Source organism: Halorussus litoreus (assembly GCF_003382685.1).
Classification (GTDB): Archaea; Halobacteriota; Halobacteria; order Halobacteriales; family Haladaptataceae; genus Halorussus; species Halorussus litoreus.
On record NZ_KZ859509.1, the window covers coordinates 44,237 to 65,531 of the forward strand.

20 protein-coding genes are annotated in these 21,295 nt (G+C 66.2%); 12 read left to right on the top strand and 8 right to left on the bottom strand.

The genetic code is table 11. The annotated features are described in order from the left end of the window. Positions 1–21 precede the first annotated feature (21 nt). Positions 22–630, top strand: coding sequence for a translation initiation factor IF-2 subunit beta (locus DPQ64_RS04310; RefSeq protein ID WP_115863130.1), 609 nt, complete (start codon positions 22–24; stop codon positions 628–630). Between the two features lie 69 nt (positions 631–699). Here the strand turns inward: DPQ64_RS04310 and hisG are convergent, their stop codons facing one another. Further along, complete coding sequence (hisG, locus tag DPQ64_RS04315; protein WP_115863131.1) at positions 700–1,566, bottom strand: ATP phosphoribosyltransferase; 867 nt, start codon at positions 1,564–1,566, stop codon at positions 700–702. Positions 1,567–2,209: 643 nt separating this feature from the next. On the opposite strand from hisG, the gene DPQ64_RS04320 reads away from it, so the two are divergent. The 4 genes from DPQ64_RS04320 to DPQ64_RS04335 all read left to right on the top strand — a co-directional run bounded on the left by DPQ64_RS04320 (position 2,210) and on the right by DPQ64_RS04335 (position 7,725). Next, a complete protein-coding gene (locus DPQ64_RS04320; RefSeq protein WP_115863132.1) occupies positions 2,210–3,370 on the top strand; it encodes a M48 family metalloprotease in 1,161 nt (386 codons plus the stop codon). A gap of 85 nt (positions 3,371–3,455) precedes the next feature. Further along, positions 3,456–4,754 carry an amidohydrolase gene (locus DPQ64_RS04325; RefSeq protein WP_115863133.1) on the top strand — a complete coding sequence of 433 codons (1,299 nt, stop codon included), beginning with the start codon at positions 3,456–3,458 and terminating at the stop codon, positions 4,752–4,754. A 190-nt stretch (positions 4,755–4,944) separates the two neighbouring features. Next, a complete protein-coding gene (locus DPQ64_RS04330) occupies positions 4,945–5,823 on the top strand; it encodes a hypothetical protein (protein ID WP_115863134.1) in 879 nt (292 codons plus the stop codon). A gap of 618 nt (positions 5,824–6,441) precedes the next feature. Continuing rightward, positions 6,442–7,725 carry an adenosylhomocysteinase gene (locus tag DPQ64_RS04335; RefSeq protein WP_115863135.1) on the top strand — a complete coding sequence of 428 codons (1,284 nt, stop codon included), beginning with the start codon at positions 6,442–6,444 and terminating at the stop codon, positions 7,723–7,725. 224 nt (positions 7,726–7,949) lie between these two features. Here DPQ64_RS04335 and DPQ64_RS18560 read toward each other — a convergent pair whose 3' ends face one another. Then, complete coding sequence (locus DPQ64_RS18560) at positions 7,950–8,636, bottom strand: DUF3800 domain-containing protein (protein ID WP_157971580.1); 687 nt, start codon at positions 8,634–8,636, stop codon at positions 7,950–7,952. A gap of 138 nt (positions 8,637–8,774) precedes the next feature. Between DPQ64_RS18560 and DPQ64_RS04340 the strand changes: the two genes are divergently transcribed. Continuing rightward, positions 8,775–9,728 carry an alpha/beta fold hydrolase gene (locus DPQ64_RS04340; RefSeq protein WP_115863136.1) on the top strand — a complete coding sequence of 318 codons (954 nt, stop codon included), beginning with the start codon at positions 8,775–8,777 and terminating at the stop codon, positions 9,726–9,728. Here DPQ64_RS04340 and DPQ64_RS04345 read toward each other — a convergent pair whose 3' ends face one another. Further along, the gene (locus DPQ64_RS04345; protein ID WP_232820482.1) at positions 9,729–10,562 is read right to left on the bottom strand and encodes a formate/nitrite transporter family protein; all 834 of its coding nucleotides are present in this window, start codon (positions 10,560–10,562) and stop codon (positions 9,729–9,731) included. Between the two features lie 147 nt (positions 10,563–10,709). Here DPQ64_RS04345 and hjc point away from each other — a divergent pair, with 147 nt between their 5' ends. Further along, a complete protein-coding gene (gene hjc / locus DPQ64_RS04350) occupies positions 10,710–11,201 on the top strand; it encodes a Holliday junction resolvase Hjc (protein WP_115863137.1) in 492 nt (163 codons plus the stop codon). 395 nt (positions 11,202–11,596) lie between these two features. Here the strand turns inward: hjc and DPQ64_RS04355 are convergent, their stop codons facing one another. Further along, entirely contained in the window at positions 11,597–12,286 is a 690-nt protein-coding gene (locus DPQ64_RS04355; protein WP_115863138.1) for an SWIM zinc finger family protein, read from the bottom strand. 620 nt (positions 12,287–12,906) lie between these two features. Here DPQ64_RS04355 and DPQ64_RS04360 point away from each other — a divergent pair. From DPQ64_RS04360 to DPQ64_RS04370, 3 genes are all read left to right on the top strand, one after another. Beyond that, positions 12,907–13,110, top strand: coding sequence for a DUF7472 family protein (locus DPQ64_RS04360; protein ID WP_115863139.1), 204 nt, complete (start codon positions 12,907–12,909; stop codon positions 13,108–13,110). A gap of 201 nt (positions 13,111–13,311) precedes the next feature. Next, positions 13,312–14,337 carry a YhjD/YihY/BrkB family envelope integrity protein gene (locus DPQ64_RS04365; RefSeq protein WP_115863140.1) on the top strand — a complete coding sequence of 342 codons (1,026 nt, stop codon included), beginning with the start codon at positions 13,312–13,314 and terminating at the stop codon, positions 14,335–14,337. Positions 14,338–14,419: 82 nt separating this feature from the next. Continuing rightward, a complete protein-coding gene (locus tag DPQ64_RS04370) occupies positions 14,420–14,626 on the top strand; it encodes an HVO_0649 family zinc finger protein (RefSeq protein ID WP_115863141.1) in 207 nt (68 codons plus the stop codon). A gap of 116 nt (positions 14,627–14,742) precedes the next feature. Here DPQ64_RS04370 and alaS read toward each other — a convergent pair whose 3' ends face one another. From alaS to DPQ64_RS04380, 3 genes are all read right to left on the bottom strand, one after another. Beyond that, positions 14,743–17,559 carry an alanine--tRNA ligase gene (gene alaS / locus DPQ64_RS04375; RefSeq protein ID WP_115863142.1) on the bottom strand — a complete coding sequence of 939 codons (2,817 nt, stop codon included), beginning with the start codon at positions 17,557–17,559 and terminating at the stop codon, positions 14,743–14,745. 125 nt (positions 17,560–17,684) lie between these two features. Then, the gene (locus DPQ64_RS19115) at positions 17,685–17,861 is read right to left on the bottom strand and encodes a hypothetical protein (RefSeq protein WP_198662002.1); all 177 of its coding nucleotides are present in this window, start codon (positions 17,859–17,861) and stop codon (positions 17,685–17,687) included. A gap of 207 nt (positions 17,862–18,068) precedes the next feature. Beyond that, the gene (locus DPQ64_RS04380) at positions 18,069–19,091 is read right to left on the bottom strand and encodes a replication factor C small subunit (RefSeq protein WP_115863143.1); all 1,023 of its coding nucleotides are present in this window, start codon (positions 19,089–19,091) and stop codon (positions 18,069–18,071) included. Positions 19,092–19,250: 159 nt separating this feature from the next. On the opposite strand from DPQ64_RS04380, the gene DPQ64_RS04385 reads away from it, so the two are divergent. Then, positions 19,251–20,318, top strand: coding sequence for a bactofilin family protein (locus tag DPQ64_RS04385; RefSeq protein ID WP_115863144.1), 1,068 nt, complete (start codon positions 19,251–19,253; stop codon positions 20,316–20,318). A 211-nt stretch (positions 20,319–20,529) separates the two neighbouring features. Here DPQ64_RS04385 and DPQ64_RS04390 read toward each other — a convergent pair whose 3' ends face one another. Continuing rightward, positions 20,530–20,838: an ArsR/SmtB family transcription factor gene (locus DPQ64_RS04390; RefSeq protein WP_115863145.1), complete on the bottom strand. Its 309-nt coding sequence runs from the start codon at positions 20,836–20,838 to the stop codon at positions 20,530–20,532. 151 nt (positions 20,839–20,989) lie between these two features. Here DPQ64_RS04390 and DPQ64_RS04395 point away from each other — a divergent pair, with 151 nt between their 5' ends. After that, a complete protein-coding gene (locus DPQ64_RS04395) occupies positions 20,990–21,292 on the top strand; it encodes an amphi-Trp domain-containing protein (protein WP_115863146.1) in 303 nt (100 codons plus the stop codon). Positions 21,293–21,295 lie beyond the last annotated feature (3 nt).

The following is a 21,295-nucleotide window of genomic DNA, read 5'->3' on the forward strand; positions in this document are numbered from 1 at the left end:
TGTTGCCCGCCTTCCACCTGCATGGACTACGGATCGAACCTCGACCGAGCGATGGACGAGACCCCCGACTTCGAGGGTCAGGACGAGCGGTTCAGCTACCCCAACGCGGACGCCCAGAAGGACGGTGCGTTCACGCGACTCACGAATCTCGACGACATCGCGGACGCCCTCGACCGCGACCCCGAGCACGTCCACAGCGCGCTCCAGCGCGAACTCGGCACGAACGGGAAGTTCGAGGACGGCCGCGCCCGGTACAACGGCACCTTCTCCGGATCGGACTTCGACGCCGCGCTCGACAGCTACGTCGAGGAGTTCGTGCTCTGCTCGGAGTGCGGGCTGCCCGACACCCGCCTCGTGCGCGAGAACCGTAATCTGATGCTCCGGTGTGACGCCTGCGGGGCGTTCCGCCCGGTCACCAAGCGCTCGACCCAGACCCAGAATCAGAACCGCGACGCCGTCGAGGAGGGCGCGACCTACGAGGTCAAGATCACCGGAACGGGCCGCAAGGGCGACGGCGTGGCCGAGAAGGGCAAGTACACCATCTTCGTCCCCGGCGCACAGGAAGGCGACGTGGTGCAGATTTACATCAAGAACATCAGCGGAAATCTCGCGTTCGCGCGACTCGCCTGAGTCGGCGTCTCTCCTGTAGTTCTCTCGATTTCGCGTCCGATTCTCCCGATTCTCCCCATCCTCTCCTGCCTACTCGACCAGTCGCTCGATCTCCGTGACGAGGATGCCGCTCGCGCCGACCGACTGCAGCTCGTTTATCGTCTCGAACACGTCGCGCTCGTCGACGACCGCGTGGACCGCGACCATTCCCTCTTTCTCGCCGTTCGCGCCGCCCTCGACGTTCATCACGGTCGGGCCGCCGAGTCCCGGAATCACGTCCCGGACCTCGTCGAGGCGTTCCTCGGGCGCGTTCATCATCAGGTAACGCTTGCCGTCGGCCGACAGCACCGACCGGAGCGCCATCACGATCTGCTCGACCTTCGGCTCGTCGACCACGTCCTCGCGGGCGAACAGGTGGACCGAACTCGACAGCACCTCGTCCACGATCGCGAGTCGGTTGACCTTCAGGGTCGTCCCCGTGCTGGTGATGTCGATGATGGCGTCGGCCATCTCGACGTGCGGGGTCAGCTCGGTCGCGCCGCTGACCTCCACGACGTCGACCTCGACGTCCTGCTCCGCGAAGTACCGCTCGGCGATGTGAGGGAATTCGGTCGCGACGGTCTTGCCCGCCACGTCCGCGACGCTCCGGATGTCGCCGTCCTCCGGTGCCGCGAGCACGAGGCGACACTGGCCGAACTCGAGGTCGAGCAGGTCCACGACGTTCCCGGGGTCGGCCTCCCGATGCTGGTCGAGACCGGTGATGCCCACGTCGGCCGCGCCGTCGCTGACGTACTCGGGGATGTCGGCGGCGCGAGCGAACAGCAGCGTGACCTCGGGGTCGACCGTGTCGGCGTACAGTTTTCGGTCCGCGCCATCCACGGCGTGCAGGCCCGCGCGTTCGAGCAGTTCCATCGACGGGTCGTGGAGTCGGCCTTTGTTCGGGACGGCGATCCTCATGTGTTGGGTCGAGGTTCGCGTTCCCGGGGGAACTACCTTTCGTCACACAGCAAGGCTCGCCGATAATCAGTTCAGTTTCGGTTTTTGGAGGTGTTCTTCGCAGTCATCGACTTCTGACTGGGAGTCGGGAGCTGTGCGAGTAGTTAGGGGTCCATCCGGGAACCGGGAAGAACCGGGAAGCAGTTAGCTACTGCTTGCGCCTCGGAGAGACCGCGACCGCACAACACCGCGACCGCGAGCCTCACGCCTCCCCAGCCGCCTCACTTCCTCACTGCGTTCGGTCGTTCGTCCCTCGCACGCTAGGGCACGACGCGCGAACGCGTCGCGGCCAAACGCACGCCGGACGGTTACTTCACCGAGCGCAATCGGTGGTTCGTCCAAAGGTTCAAGTACGAAAGCGGGACGAAACCGGCCCGTGACCTGAATCCGGCCGGAGCGCCCCAGCGGTCGCGCGGTGCGCAGCGCTCCGGGTGTGCATCGCTTCGCGACGCGAGACGTCGAGCGGCGACGCCGCGAGACGCGAACGCCAGCGCGCCGCCTGTCAGCCCTCAGTTCGCCAGTCGGTCGTCTGTCCCGCGAAGGCGTCCCGTTCGCGCTGGACCGAAGGACAATCGATTTGGTCCCGGCGCGAACACGCCGCGACATGGCCCTCCCAGCCGTCGCTGACCCGGTCGCCGTCCCGGACCCGGCGATAGCGGTCGGCGTCGTCGCCATCCTCTCGTTCGCCGCCGTCCGGCTGTACGCGTGGCGCGCCGCGAAGGAATCCCCGAAGACCGCGATGCGACGACTCCGCATCGCAGTCGGAGTCGGGACGGTCCTGACGGGGCTGGTCGCGCTGTTCGCCGCGGTCGGAACGGACGCGCTCGACCTGACCGAGGCCGCGCTCCGGGCCGCGAGCCCTACGCTTGCCGAATCGCCAGTTGGCGCGGTGTTGACGTGGGTTCCGACCATCCTCGGCGTCACGGTCGCAATCGAGGCGAGCTACCTCGGCGCGTTCCCCTACGTCCGCGAGATTCGGGACCTCGACGTGTCGGCCGCGTCGGCCGCGTGGAGCGTGGCGAAGATCGTCGGCCTCTTCTTCGCGCTGATGATCGCCGTCATCGGCACGATGAACCTGCTCCCGGCGAGCGCGTTCGCGTCGACGCTCTCGGTACTCGCGTTCCTATTCCTCGTCGCAGCCGTCGTTCTCGGCGTCCAGCCGTGGATCCTCGCGCTTCTGAACGACGTTCGGGAGCCGACCGACGCCGAGCGCGAGCGCATCGTCGGACTCTGCGAGACGGCGGACGTCTCGGCCCACGAGATTCGAGTCCTCGACCTCGACTCGAACAGCGTCCCGACCGCCATCCTCGCGGGCCTGCCGGGCCGCCGCCGTCTGCTGGTCACAACCGACTTGCTCGCGGACCTCGACGACGAAAAAGCGACAGCCGTACTCGCCAGCAAGACCGGCCGCGCGAAACGCTACTACCGGGAGGCCAAGCTGGGCGTCCTCTTCGCCGTCGCGGCACCCGTCCTCGGGCTGGCCGCTGGTGATCTCCAGCGGCTCACGGGACTGGCCCCCGGCACGCTGGCCCTCGGCATCGTCGCGCTCGCGGTCGTTCTCCTGTGGCTCGGCAGGCGACTCGTCTACGCCGCGGACGACTACGCGGTCGGGCGGGTCGGCGCGGAGACGTTCGTGGAGACGCTCGAAACGCTGGCCGACGACCAGCAGGTCTCCTACGAGTCGGGTCGGCTGCTGAGCCTCCTGCTGATGCGGCCCTCGCTCGGCGACAGGCTCGACCGGCTTTGGGATCGGCTCGACGAGTGACGAGGACGCCTGTCGGCGGTCGAACTCGCACTTCGCACCGGTCGAACCCGATGGATTGACACGCCGGGCGCGAGAAGGCCGACGCATGACTACCCTGCGAATCGCTGGCGGCGAGGTGCTCCGACCGGACGCGTCCGTCGAGTCGGCCGACGTGCTGGTCGACGCAGACGAGGGCGAGATCCTCGCGGTCGACGACCCCGAGAACGTGCCCGAGGGCGACCACCGCCTCGACGCCGACGGCGGACTGGTGATGCCCGGGCTGGTGAACGCCCACACTCACGTCGCGATGACGCTCTTGCGAGGCTACGCCGACGACAAGGAACTCGACGCGTGGCTCCGGGAGGACATCTGGCCGGTCGAAGGCGAGTTGACCCCGGAGGACGTACGCGCCGGGACCGAGCTCGGCCTCGTGGAGATGATCAAGTCCGGGACCACCGCGTTCGCGGACATGTACTTCCACGTTGGCGAAGTCGCCGACGCCGTGGCCGAGTCGGGGCTGCGCGCCCGACTCGGCCACGGCGTCGTCACGGTCGGCAAGGACGAGGAGGCCGCGCGCGAGGACCTCGAAACCGGCCTGGAAGTCGCCCGGGAGTACGACGGCGCGGCAGACGGCCGCATCGAAACGGCGTTCATGCCCCACAGCCTCACGACGGTCGGCGAGGAGTACCTCAGCGAATACGTCTCGAAGGCGCGCGAGCAAGGGACGCCGATTCACTACCACGCCAACGAGACGACCGACGAGGTCGATCCTATCGTCGACGACGCGGGCCAGCGCCCGCTGGAATACGCCCGCGAGCTCGACATGACCACCGAGGCCGACTTCGTGGCCCACGGCGTCCACGTCGACGAGACCGAAATCGACCTGCTCGCCGAGTCCGGCACAGCTGTAATCCACTGCCCGGCATCGAACATGAAGCTCGCCAGCGGGATGGCTCCGGTCGAGGAACTCCTCGACGCGGGCGTGACGGTCGGCCTCGGCACCGACGGCGCAGCCTCGAACAACGATCTGGACCTGTTCGACGAGATGCGCGACGCCGCGATGATAGGCAAACTCGCCGCGGACGACGCCAGCGCGGTCCCGGCGGAGGCCGCGGTCCGGATGGCGACCGCGGGGAGCGCCGACGCGCTCGGGTTCCGGAGCGGCCGAATCGAACCGGGCGCGAACGCCGACCTCGCGGTCGTGGACCTCGACGCCGCTCACCTGACGCCCCACCACGATCTGGTGAGCCACCTCGCTTACGCGGCCCGCGGGTCGGACGTGCGCCACACCGTCTGCGACGGCGCGGTGCTGATGCGCGACCGCGAGGTACTGACGCTCGACGAAGAGGCTGTCCGGGAACGCGCCGAGGAGCGGGCCGCGGCCGCGGTCGAGCGCACGGAGTGACCCGTCGTTCTCCTCGCTAACCTGCCAGTTCGGTTGCGGAAACGCGCCGTTGAAGATACCGCTTGAACGGTGAGAACTATTTTTGAACAGTTTAACGGATTCTCGTCGCCTCTCACGCAAAGGATGAACGCTGCGAACGAGATGTACGGCAATCGGGGTTTAATCGGTCATTTCCCATAGGACCGAGTGCATGACATCGAAGAAATCGCTGCTCGCCGTGGCACTCGCGGGACTGCTCGTCCTGTCGAGCCTCGCGGCCGCGGACGTCGCACCGAGCGCAGCCATGGACGCAACTGGCAACGATCTGACGGTCGGCGTCGAGAACGTCGGCAACGACGGCGCGACGGTGACGGTGACGCAGAACGACACCGCGGTCGAGAACGCCTCGGTGACCGTGGCAACGACCGACGACGAATCGTACGCGGGCACGGGCGAGTACGAGACCGGCGAGAACGGGACCGTCTCGCTCCCGGAACCGGAAGAGAACGTGAGCGTGGACGTTACGGCCGCGAAGGACAACGCCACCGGCTCCACGACCGCGACGATCACCGCCGCCGGTGACGGATCCGACGACGGCGACGACCCGGACGAGTCCGACGACGAGTCGTTCGGACAGATCGTCTCGTCGTACGTCCACGAGATGCTGAACGCGAGCGACGACGGCGGCCCCATCGGACAGGTCGTCTCGGAGTTCGTGACCGAGAACAACCCCGGTAACGCCGACGAGAACCGCCCGGACCACGCGGGCCAACCCGACGACGCCGGCCCCGACGAGGGTGACGACGCGGAGAACGAAACCGACGAGAACGAGACCGAGGAGGACGGCGAGCGCGGCCCGCCCGACCACGCGGGTAACGACGACAAGCACGACGACCACAAGCAGAAGAACGACCAAGAGGACGGCGACGAGACGGACGACGAGGAGACCGACGATGAAGAGACCGAGCAGAGCGACGAAGAGGACGAAACCGAGGACGATTCGGACGACGAAGAAGATGACGAGGAGGACGACGATGACGACGGATCGCAGGGTCCGCCGGACCACGCTGGCAACGGTAACGGCAACTGAGTAGTTTCGATCCGCTGATATTCGCTGTTCTTCTGTTTTTCGTAGGAGTCAGCTTCGTTCGTCTCTTCTGATTCTCGAAATCCAGTATGTTGAGCATACTTGACTTTTGAAATCCGGCGCGCGCGCGAGCAACGCGCGCGAGGGACGACCGAGCGCAGCGAGGGAGGAGGTTGGGGAGGTGTGAGGTTGCGGCGACTCCTATGTACCGGCAGAAGCTAGCTTCGTGATTCTTTGATTGACTGGTCGGGCTGAGCTAGCTACTGCCTCGACATATGGGAACCGCACAGCACCGCACCGCGACAGCCTCGTCCTCCCCAGCCGCCTGCGTTGCTCGGCCTCCGTTTCACTCCGGCCTACGCTACTCGACCCTCGCGCGATTTGGCGCGACACGAGGCACCGGCAGACAACCCGCGTCTGCCGAGCAGTCGGTCGCTCCGCTCCCGACAACCGCGCCAGCACGCGCCGGGTGGAATGCCACACCGAGCGTGACGAGCGGAAATCAGTCTCGCGCGACCTGAGGACGTGATCATAAGAAGCGACGAACGAAGTCCAACCTGCTATCCCGCATTTCAGTCCGCCTTCGGTAGCGTTTTGAGCGCGGTGGCCCTCAGTTCGTGTATGACGGACTACCCGACGATCAGCGAGCGGGTCGACGACCTCGCTACTGCTCGCACTGAGGGCCACCGGAAGATGGACTGGGCGCGCGAACACATGCCGATCCTGACCGCGCTGCAGGCCGAGTTCGAGGCCGAGCAGCCGCTGGCCGACCAGCGCATCGGGATGGCGATGCACGTCGAGGCCAAGACCGCCGTGCTGGTCGAGACCCTCGCCGACGGCGGCGCGGAGGTCGCCATCACCGGCTGCAACCCGCTGTCGACCCACGACGACGTGAGCGCTGCGCTCGACGAGCACCCGAACATCACCTCCTACGCCGAGCACGGCGTCGACGACGAGGCGTACTACGGAGCCATCGAGGCGGTCATCGCCCACGAGCCGACGATCACGGTCGACGACGGGATGGACCTCGTGGCGGCCATCCACGAGGACTACCCCGAACTCATCGACTCTATCGTCGGCGGGGCCGAGGAGACCACCACGGGCGTCCACCGACTGCGCGCGATGGACGAGGACGGCGAGCTGAAGTACCCCGTCTTCGCCGTGAACGACACGCCGATGAAGCGGCTGTTCGACAACGTCCACGGCACGGGCGAGTCCTCGCTGGCCAACATCGCGATGACCACGAACCTCTCGTGGGCGGGCAAGGACGTGGTCGTCGCGGGCTACGGCGACTGCGGCCGCGGCGTCGCAAAGAAGGCCTCGGGCCAGAACGCGAACGTCGTCGTTACCGAGGTCGAGCCCCGCCGCGCGCTGGAGGCGCACATGGAGGGCTACGACGTGATGCCGATGAACGAGGCCGCGGAGATCGGCGACGTGTTCCTCACGACCACGGGCAACCGCGACGTCATCACTCGGGAGGACTTCGAGAAGATGGACGACGGCGTCCTGCTCGCGAACGCGGGTCACTTCGACGTGGAGGTCAACCTCGACCAGCTCTCGGAGCTGGCGGTCGACCAGCGCGAGGCCCGCGATGGCGTCCGGGAGTACGAGATGGCGGACGGCCGCAGGCTCAACGTCCTCGCTGAGGGCCGGCTCGTGAATCTGGCCTCGCCCATCGCGCTGGGCCACCCGGTCGAGGTGATGGACCAGAGCTTCGGCGTGCAGGCCGCCGCAGTCCGCGAGTTGGTCGAGAACGGGAAGGCGTACGACGCCGGAGTCCACGACGTGCCCGACGGACTGGACCGCGAAATCGCCGAGATCAAGCTCGACGCCGAGGGCGTCGAGTACGACGAGCTGACGCCCGAGCAGGCCGAATACATGGACAGCTGGCAGCACGGGACGTGAATGCGGACTTATTCGTGTAGGTAGTATCTCCACCCGACTTTGCGTGGTTATCTACGCAAACTTTATGCAACATCGCATACTATCTGTACATGTCCGGTGGCAAGGAAGACGATGATCCCTCAGTGAAGGGGTATGAGACTTCCAGAGCCACCCGCTTGACGGTTCGGAAGACGATGATCCCTCAGTGAAGGGGTATGAGACTTCCAATGCCGTTGAGTGGCGTTTTACAAAAGACGATTATCAATAAAGGTCGCGGCGTCTTCACACGAGGAGTCTTTCGTGTAACTCCGCCACGAATACGCGACTAAATCTGCAATTTGGATGCCCGGAGTTCGACTGCTGTCTCTTGTTTCCACGTTGATTTCTGTTCCTTGTAGCTCTGCGAGTAAATCACAAACCTCGTTTGCAGGTGTTCGCCAGACATCAGCATCTGGAACAAGATGAATCTCGTTTATTTGGTCTAAGTCAACGAGATCACCATCTGTGAGGGGACTTAGAATTCTGGCCAGAGATAGTCGCTGAAGAACGTGGGGAACATCTGCCTCGGCCATATAATCAGCTAAAACCTGTTTCCCTAACTCTGGGTTGAAGCTATGATGAGAACATTGAAATGGAGTATCCTGCCTCCACGGATACGGTGGGTCGGCGATTGTTCCGTCTTTGTATGTAGCTCCCTCGAAAGTCTTGAGAAAGGACCCGAGGCGGTCTTTTGGTAACTGACTTCCTTTTAGTTCGTCTACATGGCCAATATCACGTATGTCCGAGATATGTCTTGACAGTTCTTCACGAGCGTTATCGAAGATATACTGGGGAGAATTATTCGACAGACACCAACAACCGGCAACCGTGTAGTATTCTCCTCGGGCGTGCTGACCACTCTCATCTACGAAAATATAGAGGTCCTCAGCCATGCTATATTCAATATCCGACTGTTAACGTTTATAGCTATTAATGACTACGAAGTTCCTCCCACACTCCACCGTTCGTCGAGATCTGATGCTGAGAAAGTAGGTGATCGTTTTTCCTGTTCGGTAACAAAGTCACGTCCTATGCCCCTCGACCACGCCGCCGACCCGAGCCCCGAGGCCGAACGCTTCCTCGACGCGGTCGCGGACCTCTGTGACCACTACGACCTTTCAGCCGAGTCCCAGTACGCCGACCTACCCGACCCCACAGATAAAGTCCACTATCTCACAGCGGGCGAAGGACCGCCGCTCCTGCTGCTCCACGGCCTGAGCACCACCAGCGCGTCGTGGATCCCGATATTCGATGCGCTGACCGACCAGTTCACCGTGTACGCGCCCGACCGGCCGGGCAGGGGGCTCTCGACCGCGGTGGACTACCGCGAGACGGGGTTCCGAGAGTTCGGCGTCTCGTACGTGGCCGAGTTGCTCGACGCGCTCGGCGTCGAGGAGGCCGCGGTGATGGGCAACTCGCTCGGCGGGTTCCAGACGCTCGCGCTGACCCTCGACCACTCCGAGCGCGTGACTCGGCAGTGTCTCATCGGTGCGCCCGCAGGCCTGACAACCGACCTGCCGATCTTTTTCCGAATACTCGATCTGCCCGTGCTCGGTGACTGGCTGTTCGACTACGTCGAGGAGGAGTCGGTCGAGGACGCCCGGCGGGCGTACCGCCAGATGAACGTCGAGGACGACTCGGCGATCCCCGACGCCTACCTCCGGCCGGGCGTGGTCGGCGAGCGCCTGCCCGGCCAGCGCGAGAGCCTGCGGTCGCTGATGGAGACGCTCGGCTCGATGTGGGGACTGAACTCGCAGTTCGACCTGTCGGCTGCGCTTCCGGCGGTCGAGACGCCCACGCGGTTCGTCTGGGGCACCGAGGACTACTTCTGGCCGCCCTCGGTGGGTCGGCCGATGGCGAGTGCGATGGCGAACGCCGACTTCGTGACCCTCCACGACCACGGCCACACCCCGTGGCTCGAACCCGGCGACGAGGCGACCGAGGCGGCCGTGGAGTTTCTGGCGGGCGAGGTGGGTCCCGGATAGTCAGTCTCCCGACTCCTCGCCGCGGACGACGTGGCCGTACTTGAGCAGGGCGACGAAGACGCTGCCGCCGATGGCGTTGCCGACCGTGGCGAGCGCGAGGAACCCAGCGTAATCGGCGAGCGTGATGGCGGGTGAGACGAGCGCTCCTGCGAGCACCTCGACGTTGCCCGCGATGCAGTGGGGCAGGTGCGCGAGGCCGATGCCGGTGGTGACGAGCCAGACGACCGCGATGCGCGAGATACTCTCCTGAGCGGCGGTGAGGAGCCACGAGAGCAGCCCCATCAGCCAGCCAGCGACGACGGCCCCGGCCAGCACGAGCCCCGGCCCGTTCTCCGTGAGATGCAGTGCGATCTCGGTGAACGCCGAGGGTTCCACGATGCCGTAAGCCGGGGCGAACCAGACCATCCCGGCCGCGAAGACGACACCCCCGAGGACGTTCCCGGCGTAGACGAGCCCCCAGAGCCGGGCGAGTTGGCCGACCGTCGCGCGGCCGTCGATCACCGGCAGGCTGGCCCGTGCCGTGTGTTCGGTGAACAGCTCGGACCGGCCGCCGATGACGAAGATAAAGCCGACCGCGTAGGCGTTGGCGACGACGATGCGGGTCAGCGGGTCGCCCCACGCGCCGCCGACGACGGTGTAGAGAATCGCCATGAACAGCGGGCCGAACCCGATGTCGAGTCCGGCCGAGATGCCTGAGAGGAAGAGGCCGTCGGCCGAGCGTTCGAGTTCCTCCAGCCCCTCCTGGATCTCCTGTGCGAGTATCTCCTTTTTGGGGAGCTGTCCTCCGGCCACCGGTTCGGTCCGGATGCGGCGGTCGAGTTCTTCTTTCGGCACCGTTGGAGCTAGTCGGAGCAAACGCGGAAAAGCCGTCTGGCCGCCAGCAGCGTGTCCCGGACGACCGATTTCGGGGTTCTGATTCGGAAGTTCCACTTCCACCGCGCTTGCGAGGGACTTAACACGGAGAAGGCGGACGTTCTCGGTATGTCCAACGCGAAGGGCGACCGGCGGGAGCGCGAACTCGTCAACCGGCTCGACGAGGCCGGGTTCGCGGTCATGCGCGCGCCCGCCAGCGGGAGCGCGACCGAGCGCGAGCTCCCGGACGTGCTCGCGGGCGACGGGGGGAGCTTCTACGCCATCGAGGCCAAGTCGAGCTCGGGCGACCCCATCTATCTGACGGGCGAGGAGGTCGAGGCGCTGGTGTACTTCGGCCGGAACTTCGGCGCGAAGCCCAAGATCGGGGTGCGGTTCGACCGCGAGGACTGGTACTTCTTCCACCCGGCCGACGTCCACCAGACCGACGGCGGCAACTACCGCGTCAAGGTCGAGACGGCGCTCGAGGAGGGCGAACCCCTCGACGAGTTGAGGGAGGCCGACGACGAGGGCGAGGAATCCGACCACGACATCCGGGACGTGCTTCGGGCCGTCGAGCAGGGCGTGCTGTCGACCGACGAGGCCGCGTCGATACTCGAGTAAGTTTCACCGTCCGGAAACTATCCCTATCTGGCAACGATCTCCATCTGCCAACTACCCCCGTCTGGCAGCTACCGAAAGGATTCCTTCGAACTCGCAGACGTATAGCGAAAGACATATCCACCAATATGACTATTTCGACTATGTCGGTGATGTAGTCGGGGGGGGAATCCCGGTCGTCCTGCCGTCTGCGACGCGCCAGCGCTACGTCATCGACGCGAACGCGACCGAGTCAGGTTCCGAGCGGCGACGCGGCGGACGCTTCAGGACGACGGAGGGCCGACCCATCCGCCGCTTTTTCGAGCATTTCCGAGAATACGTGGCTCGCAGTGACACCGCCCGGCAGTCTTCAGTTGTCAGTTGAAAATTGGCAGTCGTCAGTCGCCAGTCTCCAGTCCTCAGTGCTGGACGGCCTCGAAGTCCGACAGCGCCGACTGATCGCCGCGCGTCTCGAACTCCTCGCGGCGGGCGAGTCGCCCGCGCGGGAACGAGTACCGCCGAAGGTGGTGGGGCTTCAGGTCGTCGGGACCGAGCCCCCCAGGGACGGGGTACATCGCCTCGACCACCACGTCGTCGGCGCGGTACCCCTCGTTGGTCGAGTACGCCGCGACAGTGCAGTCGCGGTCGGTGATCGTCACCTCGTCCGCGCGCCGGTCGGTCGTCCGCACGACGACCAGCAGGTCGCCGGTCTCGCGGTCCACGACCGCCTCGCCGGGGTCGAGATTGCACGCCTCGCAGAGGTGCGGGCCGGTCGCTCGCTCGTCCACGAACGTCTCCTCGCCGCAGTTGGTACACGCCACGGCCCGCTGGCCGGGCGGCGGGACCAGTCCCTCGGTCACCTCGATGGCGACCCGCCGGAGGTGCTTGCACCGGACCCCGCGGAAGTTGTGGTCCGGGCAGGTACAGCGCCTGCCGGGCAGGTCCACGGAGTAGGTGTTCCCGCTCTGGCTCTCGACCTCGTAGACGCCACCGCCGAGCGGCGTGACCGCCATGCGCTCCATGCGAGCGCGCTGGGACCGGATGTCCCGCACGCTCTCGACCGGAGGGAGCGATGCTCGCGTTCGTTCGGAAGCTGTTGTGTTTGCCATAGGCTTCCCACCTGTGAGTGCGGTCGACCGACTTCCCCAGATCGTCTCTACCCCCAATCGTCGCGCTGTCGGCCGATTCCGCGTATAGTGAGGTAGGTGCTGGACCACCCTAAGTCTTGCACCTGTCAGACCTCCCGAACGCCTGGAAACGGTGGCTTGACCCGCGCTAGCGCCACGATTCGACTTCGAGAATCACGATTCGATTTCGGAAACTGTCGGCGAGCAAGGGCGCGGCGCTGAACAGCGCTGCGCCCGAGCGGACGAACGCGAAAACGACGGCGTACCGGCTATTTAGCCGATCTTCGCGTCTCGCGCCGATCCCGACGTACCACGACTGCCAAGCGAGGGGCGAACGAACCCCTGCAGGGAGCCAACGGTTCCCCCACGAGCAGCAACAGCAGCAGTCGCTCGCCAGCGTCCGCGCGAACGTAGCGAGCGCGGTTCCCCGCGAGCGAACGCACGTGAGCGAGCGGCCTTTTTTGGTCCAGACTTTTCGAGGAGTGGTGGTCACCGGCGCGCCGAAGTTTTCGGCGCGCCGGTGACCACCCGACGAAGAAAAAAGGTGGTCGTCAAAAGGTCGTGTCGTAACCCTTTTGCACGTACTCTGGGAAGCCCACAGCATGGCAATCGACCAGGATACCCTCCGCGAGATAGTCGTCGGGGTGGGTTCCGTCGGTCTGTTCGTCGGTCTCCTCTACTGGGTCGGCACGACGTACGGGAACGGCGGCCTCTCCGAGACCGGTGCGCTGGCCGTCGTCGGCATGATCGTCGCGTTCGTGCTCCTGATGACCGGCGTCGGCTTCTGGATGTCCCGGCAGTACTGATAGCTCCGTTTTCGCGTTCGTCGTGGAGTTCGCTCGTATCGGCGAGTCCGCTTACATCGTCCAGTCCGCTTACATCGTCGACTCTGTTCGCATCGTCCAGTCCAAACGAATCGCCGAGAAACGTCCGCGTGGGCTCTTTTCGGCCCGAAATCCGGCTGAACCGGGCGCAGGCGTTTAGGTTCGCGGTCCCGTGGAATCGGCATGGGGGTTTCAAGCGAAGCCAGACGAGTTCTTCGGGAGTCGTGGCAGGAGGTCCGCGACGAGAACGTCACGTTCATGGCGGGCAGCATCGCCTACTACGCGTTCGTCTCGATACTGCCGCTGCTGGTGTTCGCGCTGATCGTCCTCTCGGCGGTCGACAACGCGGCGTTCACCGCGGGGCTGTCCGACCTCACCGAGTCGTTCCTCACGCCCTACGCACGGGAACTCATCGCGGGTTCGCTCGACGCCACCGCCGCCAGAACCGGCGTGTCGGTCGTCGGCGCGATCACGCTCCTGTGGGGGATGTCGCGCATCTTCCGCGGGCTCGACGTGGCGTTCTCGGAGATCTACGACAGCAGCGCCGACAAGTCCCTGCTGGCGACGATCGAGAACGGCCTCGTGGTGTTCGTCGCGCTCGGCATCGCGGTGACGGCCTTCGTCGCGGCAGGGTCGGTCGCCGCGCTCGCGCCCGACCTGCCGTATCCCGCCGTGGTGAACCCACTCTTGCTCGTTTTCGGGCTCGCCGTCGCGTTCGTCCCGGTCTACTACGTGTTCCCCGACGTGGACCTAACCGTTCGGGAAATACTCCCCGGCGTCCTGTTCGCCGCCATCAGCTGGACCGCGCTGGGTGCGCTGTTTCAGGGCTACGTGCAGTTCGCCACGCGCTACGAGGCGATCTACGGCACCCTCGGGAGCGCGTTCCTCTTGCTCGTCTGGCTCTACTTCTCGGGACTCCTCCTGCTGGTCGGGGGCGTCCTCAACGCCGTGCTTGCCGGCCGGACCAACGACGAACACGCGCTCCACGTGACCGAGGAAGTCAGCGCCGCCTCCGGGGACGACCGCGATGGCAGGAGTGCAGACGATCGCCGGCATTCGGACGATACCCAGCGACTCCGCGACCGCGTGGCGGAGTTGGAGGCCGAGAACGACCGCCTGCGGCGCGCGAACGAGCATCTGAGCCAGCGACTCGCCCGCCGGTCGGTCTGGGCACGAGCAAAGCAGTGGATCGGCAGCGAGTGGGGCTGAAGAGCGGGAAATCGAAATTATTCGTGGCGCGGCTCCCACAAGCGAAGCAACACTTATAGCGCCCGCAGTGTTAGTTGTCAACATGTACCGCGAAAGTCGGCCAGGTGCCAGCCCCCTCGACCGCCTCGGGTCGCACTTCGACGCGGACCTCGTCTGTCCCGACTGCGGGTTCGACGACGCCGACGGCCACTGGATGAGCGACACGAGCGGCGACCGGGTGCGCTATCGCCACGTCTGCCCGAGCTGTGGCTCCATCCGCAAGCGGACGCTCGACCTCGGCCGCAGGTAGCGAGTCGACCGCCGACAGCGAATCGACCGCTGATAGCGAATTCACTGCGGATAGCGATTGACTGGTGACAGCGAATCGACCGTGGATAGAGAAGGAGCTTCGCGTCCGGCCGTCAGTCAGGCGTTCCGAACCTGGCGAAGCACCTCGGGCGCATCTTCGAGGGCGTCGTCCAGCTTCGCGCCGTCGGGGCCGCCGCCCTGCGCGAAGTCCGGCGGGCCGCCGCCGCCACCGCCGACCTTCCGGGCGAGTTCGCCGACGACCTCGCCGGCGTTGACTCCCACGCCCTCCGGCACCGCGACCACGAACTGCGCGCCGTCAGCACCACTGCCGATGACCGCGATCTTGCCCTCCTCGACCAGCGCGTTGGCGGTCGCCCGGAGTTCGTCCATGTCGGCGTCGAGTCGCTGGACGACCGCGGTGGCGTCGCCGACCTCGACCTCCTCGCCGGCGGCCCCGCCCGAGGCGCGGGCTTCGGCCAACTGCTCCTTGAGGTCCTCGATCTGCTTGCCGCGGGCCTTCCACTCCTCGAAGAACCGCTCGGCGGTCTCGGGCACCTCTGCGGGCACGACGTCGAGGATCTCGGCGGCGTCGGCGAGCGCGGCCTCGGTGCGCTGGGTGGCCTCGACCGCGGCCTCGCCAGCGGCGAAGGTGATGCGCTCGACTCCGTCCTGGACGCGCTCGGTGTTCAGAATCTTGATAGTGCCGACATCGCCCGTGCGTCGGACGTGGGTGCCCCCGCAGGCCTGCACGTCCTCGGCGACGTGGATGAGCCGGATGTTCTTCCCGGCCGGGATACCGCCCTGATACAGGTCGAAGCCGTACTCCTCCTCGGCCTCGTGGCGGTTGGGCCACTCCTGCTGGACCGACGTGTTCTCCATCACGATCTCGTTGGCGACTCGCTCGATCTCGTCTCTGGTCTCGCGGTCGATGCGCTCGTAGTGGCGAACGTCGATGCGCGAGCTGTCGATGCCCTTCTGCGCGCCCGCCTGCCGGACGTGCTCGCCCAGCACCTCGCGGGCGGCGTGGATCACGATGTGGGTCGCGGTGTGGTGACGCATCAGCCGGCGGCGGCGCTCGACGTCGATGTTCCCGCGGACGATGTCGCCCTTGCCGACCGGCTCGTCGGTCCGGTGAAGGATGACCCCGTCGCGGATCTGGACGTCCTCGACCTGCACGGTGGTGTCGTCGGTGGTCAAGGCACCCCTGTCGGCGGGCTGGCCGCCGCCCTCCGGGTAGAACATCGTCTGGTCGAGCACCACGTCGTAGACGGGTTCGCCCTCGCTCGCATCGCCATCACCGGCTCCCTCTCCCTCGCGCTCGAACACGTCGAGGACGACGGCCTCGAAGTCGGTGCCGAACTGGTCCTCGTAGTAGTGGCGGTCGGTCGCCGGGAGGTCGTCGAACCGGTCCTCGTCTTCGGTCTCCTCCTCGAACGGCTGCCCGGAGTCGTGCCGGGACGCGACGAGGCTGTAGAAGTCGTCGGGCACGTCGACACCGGTGCCGAAGTCGGCCGCGATCTCCTCGACCATGTCGGGCTGGATGCCGTGGGAGTCGTACAGTTCGACCAGTTCCTCGGTCGGGATCGGCTCGCCCTCCTCGGCGTAGCGCTTGGCGAGCCGTTCGACCCGGCGACCACCCTGTTCGAGCGTCTCGCGGTACTTCTCGATCTCGGTCCGGACGATGTCCCGGACCGTGTCGCGGTTCTCGTAGCCGAGCCGCTCGGCCTGCATGTCGACGAGTTCGTCGAGCGGGGCGTCGACGCCCACGTTGTCGCAGAGTCGCTTGGTCCGGCGCAGGACCATCCGGGCGAGGTAGCCCGTGCCGACGTTGCTCGGGACGATGCCGTCGCCGAGCATGTACGCCAGCGTCCGGCAGTGGTCCGCGATGGCGTAGATGTCCTCGAGCGGTTCGAGCAGCGCTTCGAGGTCGGCCGTCGAGACGTCGAGTTCGCGGGCGATGTTGTCGCGGGCGGCCTCCATGTCCTCGGCCTCGTCGATGTCCATGTGACCCGCGAGCTTCGAGGAGCGATGCACGAGTTGGGCCTCCTCCTCGGTGTGCTCGACGCCCGCGTTGTCCTTCAGGAAGGCTATCATTTCGGGGTAGACCGCCTCGTAGACGGTCGGGGTCCCCTGACTCACCCACGTCCAGCGTTCGAGGCCGTAGCCGGTGTCGACGACGTAGGTGTCCATCTTCGAGTAGCGGTTGCCGTCCTTCATCTCGTACTCGCCGTCGGGGTCCTGTTCCATCGACATGAAGACGAGGGTGGCGAGTTCCGCGCCGCGGTAGATGACCTCGATGGCGGGTCCGGCGTTCCCCCCGCCGACCCACGGGTCCTCGATGTAGGTGATCTCTTCCGGGTCCGCGCCCATCGACTCGAAGAACTTGTCGCAGTACTCGACGGTCTCGTCCTTCCAGTAGACTTCCCCTTGGTAGGCGTACTGGTCGGGGTCCTCCAGATCCTCGCGGGCGTTGAACGCGTGGTGGGCCATCATCTCGAACGCCATGGTGTGGCGACCCGTCTTGCCCACGTTGTCGATGTCTTGCATCCGGATGCAGGGCTGACTGATGGTCAGCGGGTTGGCCGGCGGCGGGGTCTGCCCGGAGGTCACCAGCGGCTGGAAGTCGTAGATCGACGCCTGTGTGAGCAGCACGTCGTCCCGCCAGCGGTTCGCTGCGACCGGGTACGGGTCGATGCGCTCGTGGTCCTGGTCCTCGAAAAAGGAGAGGAACGCCTCGCGCATCTCCTCCAGACTGTACTCGCCGTCGAAGCCCGCGTTGTCGATGAACTGGTAGTCCTCGCATGGCGGCTCGCCGCAAGTCCTCCGGTCCTCGTCGCGCGTCCAGAAGAAGTCACCGCACTCCGTACACTCCTTTCTCACGAAGTCTTCTTCCTCGAAATAATCGAGGCGGTACTCCTCTTCGAGTTCGCTCATATTGTGCGTAAGTGGCTAGGGAACGCGTAAAACAGTTCCGCAACGAGCGTCGGTCCGTCGCTCGAATCGGGTGTGAGCGTCGCGTTGGTGGCCACTGGCTTCCGTCCGTCGTCGGCAGGCGGAGGTTAGTCGTCGGCCGTGGGCGCGGGGTCGTCGCGCGCCGACGCGGTCGATCGCGCGCTGACCGGCTCCGACCCGCAGTCGACGCACGCGTACGCCCCGTCGACCGTCTGCACGACGGGTGCGTTGCAGTCGATGCATTTCAGACGCGCGTCCCGTACCTGTCTCGGATAGCGTCCCATGGATGTACTCCTCGCTCGCTACGCCGGTCCGGAGTAAAAGGGGGAGCGGCCGTTCGGGACCGTTTCCGCGATTATCGGCGGGTTTCGCGGGGCTGGCGGGCGTTTCCGCGCCGCGGCAGGACGCCGCGGCGCGGAAAGGCCCGCTTGCCATCGGCTAGTTCAGGGCTACTCGACAGTCGCCGACTACCCGACCCTGCCGGGCCGCCGTCACTCGTCGTTCAGCGACAGCGACGCCAGCAGGGCCTCCAGCTGGACCTGCTCGTTCGCGCCCTCGGTGATGCGGTAGTCGACCTCGCCCACGCGGTCCATCAGGCGAACGGTGGCGGCGTCGTCGAGCTCGAACTCCCACACCGACCGGTGGAGCTGGTCGATGATGTCGCCACCGGCCATCCCCTTGTTCGTGAGCAGGTCGTCGAGGATCGAACGCGCCTTGCTGAAGTCACCCTCGATAGCGTTGGTCACCATCTCCTCGATCTCCTCCGGGCGGGCAGTGCTCGTGATGGTAAACACCGCCTCCTCGTCGACCACTTCGCCCATCACCGCGGCGGCCTGCAGCGCGTTGATGGCCTTGCGCATGTCGCCGTCGGCGGCGTAGACCAGCGCGTCCACGCCCTCTTCGGTGGTCTCGATGCCCTCCACGTCGGCGATCTTCCGAACCTGCCCGGCCACCGCCTCGTCGTTCAGCGGGCCGAAGCGGAAGGTTGCGCATCGGGACTGGATGGGGTCGATGATCTTCGAGGAGTAGTTACACGAGAGGATGAATCGGGTGTTCGCGGAGAACTGCTCCATCGTTCGGCGGAGTGCAGACTGGGCGTCGGACGTGAGGGAGTCGGCCTCGTCGAGGAAGATGATGCGGTAGTTGTGACCGCCGAACGAGGACCGCGCGAAGTTCTTGATGCGGTCCCGGACCACGTCGATGCCGCGCTGGTCGGAGGCGTTGAGTTCGAGGAAGTGCTGCTGCCAGTCGTCGCCGTACAGCTGCTTGGCGATGGCGACCGCGCTGGTCGTCTTCCCGACACCCGCCGGCCCCGAGAACAGGAGGTTCGGCAGGTCGTCGCGCTCGACGTACCGCTTCAGCCGCGCGGTGATGTCCTCGTGGCCCGCCACCTCGTCGAGGGTCTGGGGTCGGTACTTCTCGATCCAGATCTCGTCCCGGCCCGCGTCCGGGACCGACTCCGGTTCGGACGCCTCGTCGGCCCCACTCTCGGCCTCGCTCTCGACCTCGCTCATGTGGGAGTCGAAGTGCTTGCCGGTCTTAAAGTCCCCGAGGTCGCACTGAGCGTTCCGAGACCTCATGGAGTAGTCCACAGTGGGTGAGTCCCACGTGAACTGTTTACGCCACTATTACCAGCGAAACTACTATTTCGGATACGGTCGAACCGCCGAGACATGAACAGGCAGTTCGCAGTCGTACTCGCGGTCGTGGTCGCGCTGGCGCTGATTCCGGCCCCGGTCGCGGCCGAGGAGACCCGGACCGGCGGCACCGTCGTCGTGGATGAGAGCGAGACGGTCGACGACGACCTCACCGCGTTCGGCGGAACGGTCGTCGTCCGCGGCACCGTGAACGGCGACCTGACCGCGTTCGCGGGCAACGTCATCGTCGAAGGCGAGGTGAACGGCGACCTCGAAGCGTTCGCGGGCAACGTCCGCATCAACGGCACCGTCACCGGCGACGCCACCGCCGCGGGCGGGAACGTCTACCTCGCGCGGGGCGGAACAGTCGGCGGCCAGCTCGAAGCCGGTGCGGGCAACGTCGTCATCGCGGGCGAAGTCGGCGAGGACGCGCAGGTCGGTGCCGACACCATCACGGTCGAGTCGAGCGCGAGCGTCGGCGGCGATCTCGCGTACGACGGCGACCTCGACCTCGCCGACGGTGCCAGCGTGGCCGGCGAGGTCCGACAGGAGGACGACATCGGACCCAACGTCGGACCGGTCGGCCCGCAACTGCCCAACTGGGTCGGCTGGGCGTACGGCTTCCTCGCGAACCTCGCGCTCGGCGCGGTCGCCCTGCTGGCGTTCCCGCGGTTCTCGGCCGGCGTGGCCGACCGCGTGGACGGCGACCCCCTGCGCTCGGCGGGCGTCGGCCTGCTGCTGTTCGTCGGGATTCCGATCCTACTCGTGGTGCTGTTCATCTCGCTGGTCGGCATCCCGCTCGGGCTCGTCGGCATGCTCGTCTACGGCCTGCTGCTGTGGCTCGGCTACGTGTACGGCGCGTTCGCGCTCGGTTCGATCCTCCTCGAAATCGCCGACGCCGGCGGTCGCTGGCTGGCGCTGCTCGTCGGCCTCCTCGTCGTCTCGATGGTCGGCCTCGTGCCGATTCTGGGCGGGCTGGTCCAGTTCGTCGTCCTGCTGGTCGGGCTGGGCGCACTCGCGCTCGGCGGCCGGCGTCGCTACGGCGGACGCAAGAGAAGCCAGGCCGCCGACTCGGACGTCAGCGGCTCTGACACTGGCCTGTAACCTGAGAGTGAGAACGGTCGCGGTCGGCGGTTGCGGTGCTGGGCGGTCGGGGTCCGGTTTGCGGTGCTGAGCGGTCGCGGAGCGGTTGCGGGCGGTCGCGGAGCGGTTGCGGGCGGTCGCGATGCGGTTGTAGAGCGGTCGCGGCCTCCGATGCTCAAGCAGCAGCGAGCTTCTCGGAGGATTCTCCGTTGGGTAGAACGGAGCCGAAATTCTAATCGTCGGTCGCGGACTCGGCCGCGGTCGGGTCGTCGCGGCGCTCGCCGGTCTGGAGAACGAACGTGCGCTCGGGCGGCGGGGCGGCCCGGAGTTCGACGGTCTTGGCGAGGTAGTAGTACTTCCGGTTGCCCCGTCGGTAGTGGGCGACCAGGCCGGCCTCCTCCAGCTTCGAGAGGTGGTGGACCGCGGTCTTGCCGTCCATGCCGACCGTCTCGGCGAGCTCGGAGACGTACCGCGGCTCGCGCGAGAGTTCCCGAATGATCTCGATCCGCGCTTTGCTCCCCAGCAGGTCGATGAGCGACACGGTGACAGAGGTACGACGCCGGGCGCAAAAAGCGAACCGGCGATTCGGCAAATCGGCGGGCCGGCAGCTAATCGGTTCGGTCGCCCGGACAGTCACTGCTCCGGTCCCGACCACCGGACGATTCTTGGCGCGTCGCAGCGTACGGGGCGACATGGGGGATCGGGTGAACTTGCCGGACGACAGGGAGCGCAACAGGACGACGGTGACCGACGGCTTCTTCGAGCGTGAGATCCACCTCTCGCGGTCGGCGACGGCGTCGTTCCTCCGAGATCTGGCCGATCAGGTCGAGAACGACACGAGCCTCACGCTCTCCTCCCAGGAGTGGGAGATCCCGTTCGAGTACCGGGAACCGGTCGAGGTCGAGGTGGAGTTCGCGGGCGGGCGCGAGGCCGAACTCGAAGTGGAGTTCGAGTTCACGGAGCCGCGCGGGGGCGACGAACTGAGCGTGGAGTGAGCC

Bases quoted from the DNA above. Each gene is read 5' to 3' on its own strand.
- DPQ64_RS04330 (WP_115863134.1), top strand. From the start codon at position 4,945: ATGACATCGAAGAAATCGCTGCTCGCCGTGGCACTCGCGGGACTGCTC.
- DPQ64_RS04365 (WP_115863140.1), top strand. From the start codon at position 13,312: ATGGGGGTTTCAAGCGAAGCCAGACGAGTTCTTCGGGAGTCGTGGCAG.
- DPQ64_RS04395 (WP_115863146.1), top strand. From the start codon at position 20,990: ATGGGGGATCGGGTGAACTTGCCGGACGACAGGGAGCGCAACAGGACG.
- DPQ64_RS04310 (WP_115863130.1), top strand. From the start codon at position 22: ATGGACTACGGATCGAACCTCGACCGAGCGATGGACGAGACCCCCGAC.
- DPQ64_RS04325 (WP_115863133.1), top strand. From the start codon at position 3,456: ATGACTACCCTGCGAATCGCTGGCGGCGAGGTGCTCCGACCGGACGCG.
- DPQ64_RS04320 (WP_115863132.1), top strand. From the start codon at position 2,210: ATGGCCCTCCCAGCCGTCGCTGACCCGGTCGCCGTCCCGGACCCGGCG.
- DPQ64_RS04360 (WP_115863139.1), top strand. From the start codon at position 12,907: ATGGCAATCGACCAGGATACCCTCCGCGAGATAGTCGTCGGGGTGGGT.
- alaS (WP_115863142.1), bottom strand. From the start codon at position 17,559: ATGAGCGAACTCGAAGAGGAGTACCGCCTCGATTATTTCGAGGAAGAA.
- hisG (WP_115863131.1), bottom strand. From the start codon at position 1,566: ATGAGGATCGCCGTCCCGAACAAAGGCCGACTCCACGACCCGTCGATG.
- DPQ64_RS18560 (WP_157971580.1), bottom strand. From the start codon at position 8,636: ATGGCTGAGGACCTCTATATTTTCGTAGATGAGAGTGGTCAGCACGCC.
- DPQ64_RS04340 (WP_115863136.1), top strand. From the start codon at position 8,775: ATGCCCCTCGACCACGCCGCCGACCCGAGCCCCGAGGCCGAACGCTTC.
- DPQ64_RS04355 (WP_115863138.1), bottom strand. From the start codon at position 12,286: ATGGCAAACACAACAGCTTCCGAACGAACGCGAGCATCGCTCCCTCCG.
- hjc (WP_115863137.1), top strand. From the start codon at position 10,710: ATGTCCAACGCGAAGGGCGACCGGCGGGAGCGCGAACTCGTCAACCGG.
- DPQ64_RS04335 (WP_115863135.1), top strand. From the start codon at position 6,442: ATGACGGACTACCCGACGATCAGCGAGCGGGTCGACGACCTCGCTACT.
- DPQ64_RS19115 (WP_198662002.1), bottom strand. From the start codon at position 17,861: ATGGGACGCTATCCGAGACAGGTACGGGACGCGCGTCTGAAATGCATC.
- DPQ64_RS04385 (WP_115863144.1), top strand. From the start codon at position 19,251: ATGAACAGGCAGTTCGCAGTCGTACTCGCGGTCGTGGTCGCGCTGGCG.
- DPQ64_RS04380 (WP_115863143.1), bottom strand. From the start codon at position 19,091: ATGAGCGAGGTCGAGAGCGAGGCCGAGAGTGGGGCCGACGAGGCGTCC.
- DPQ64_RS04370 (WP_115863141.1), top strand. From the start codon at position 14,420: ATGTACCGCGAAAGTCGGCCAGGTGCCAGCCCCCTCGACCGCCTCGGG.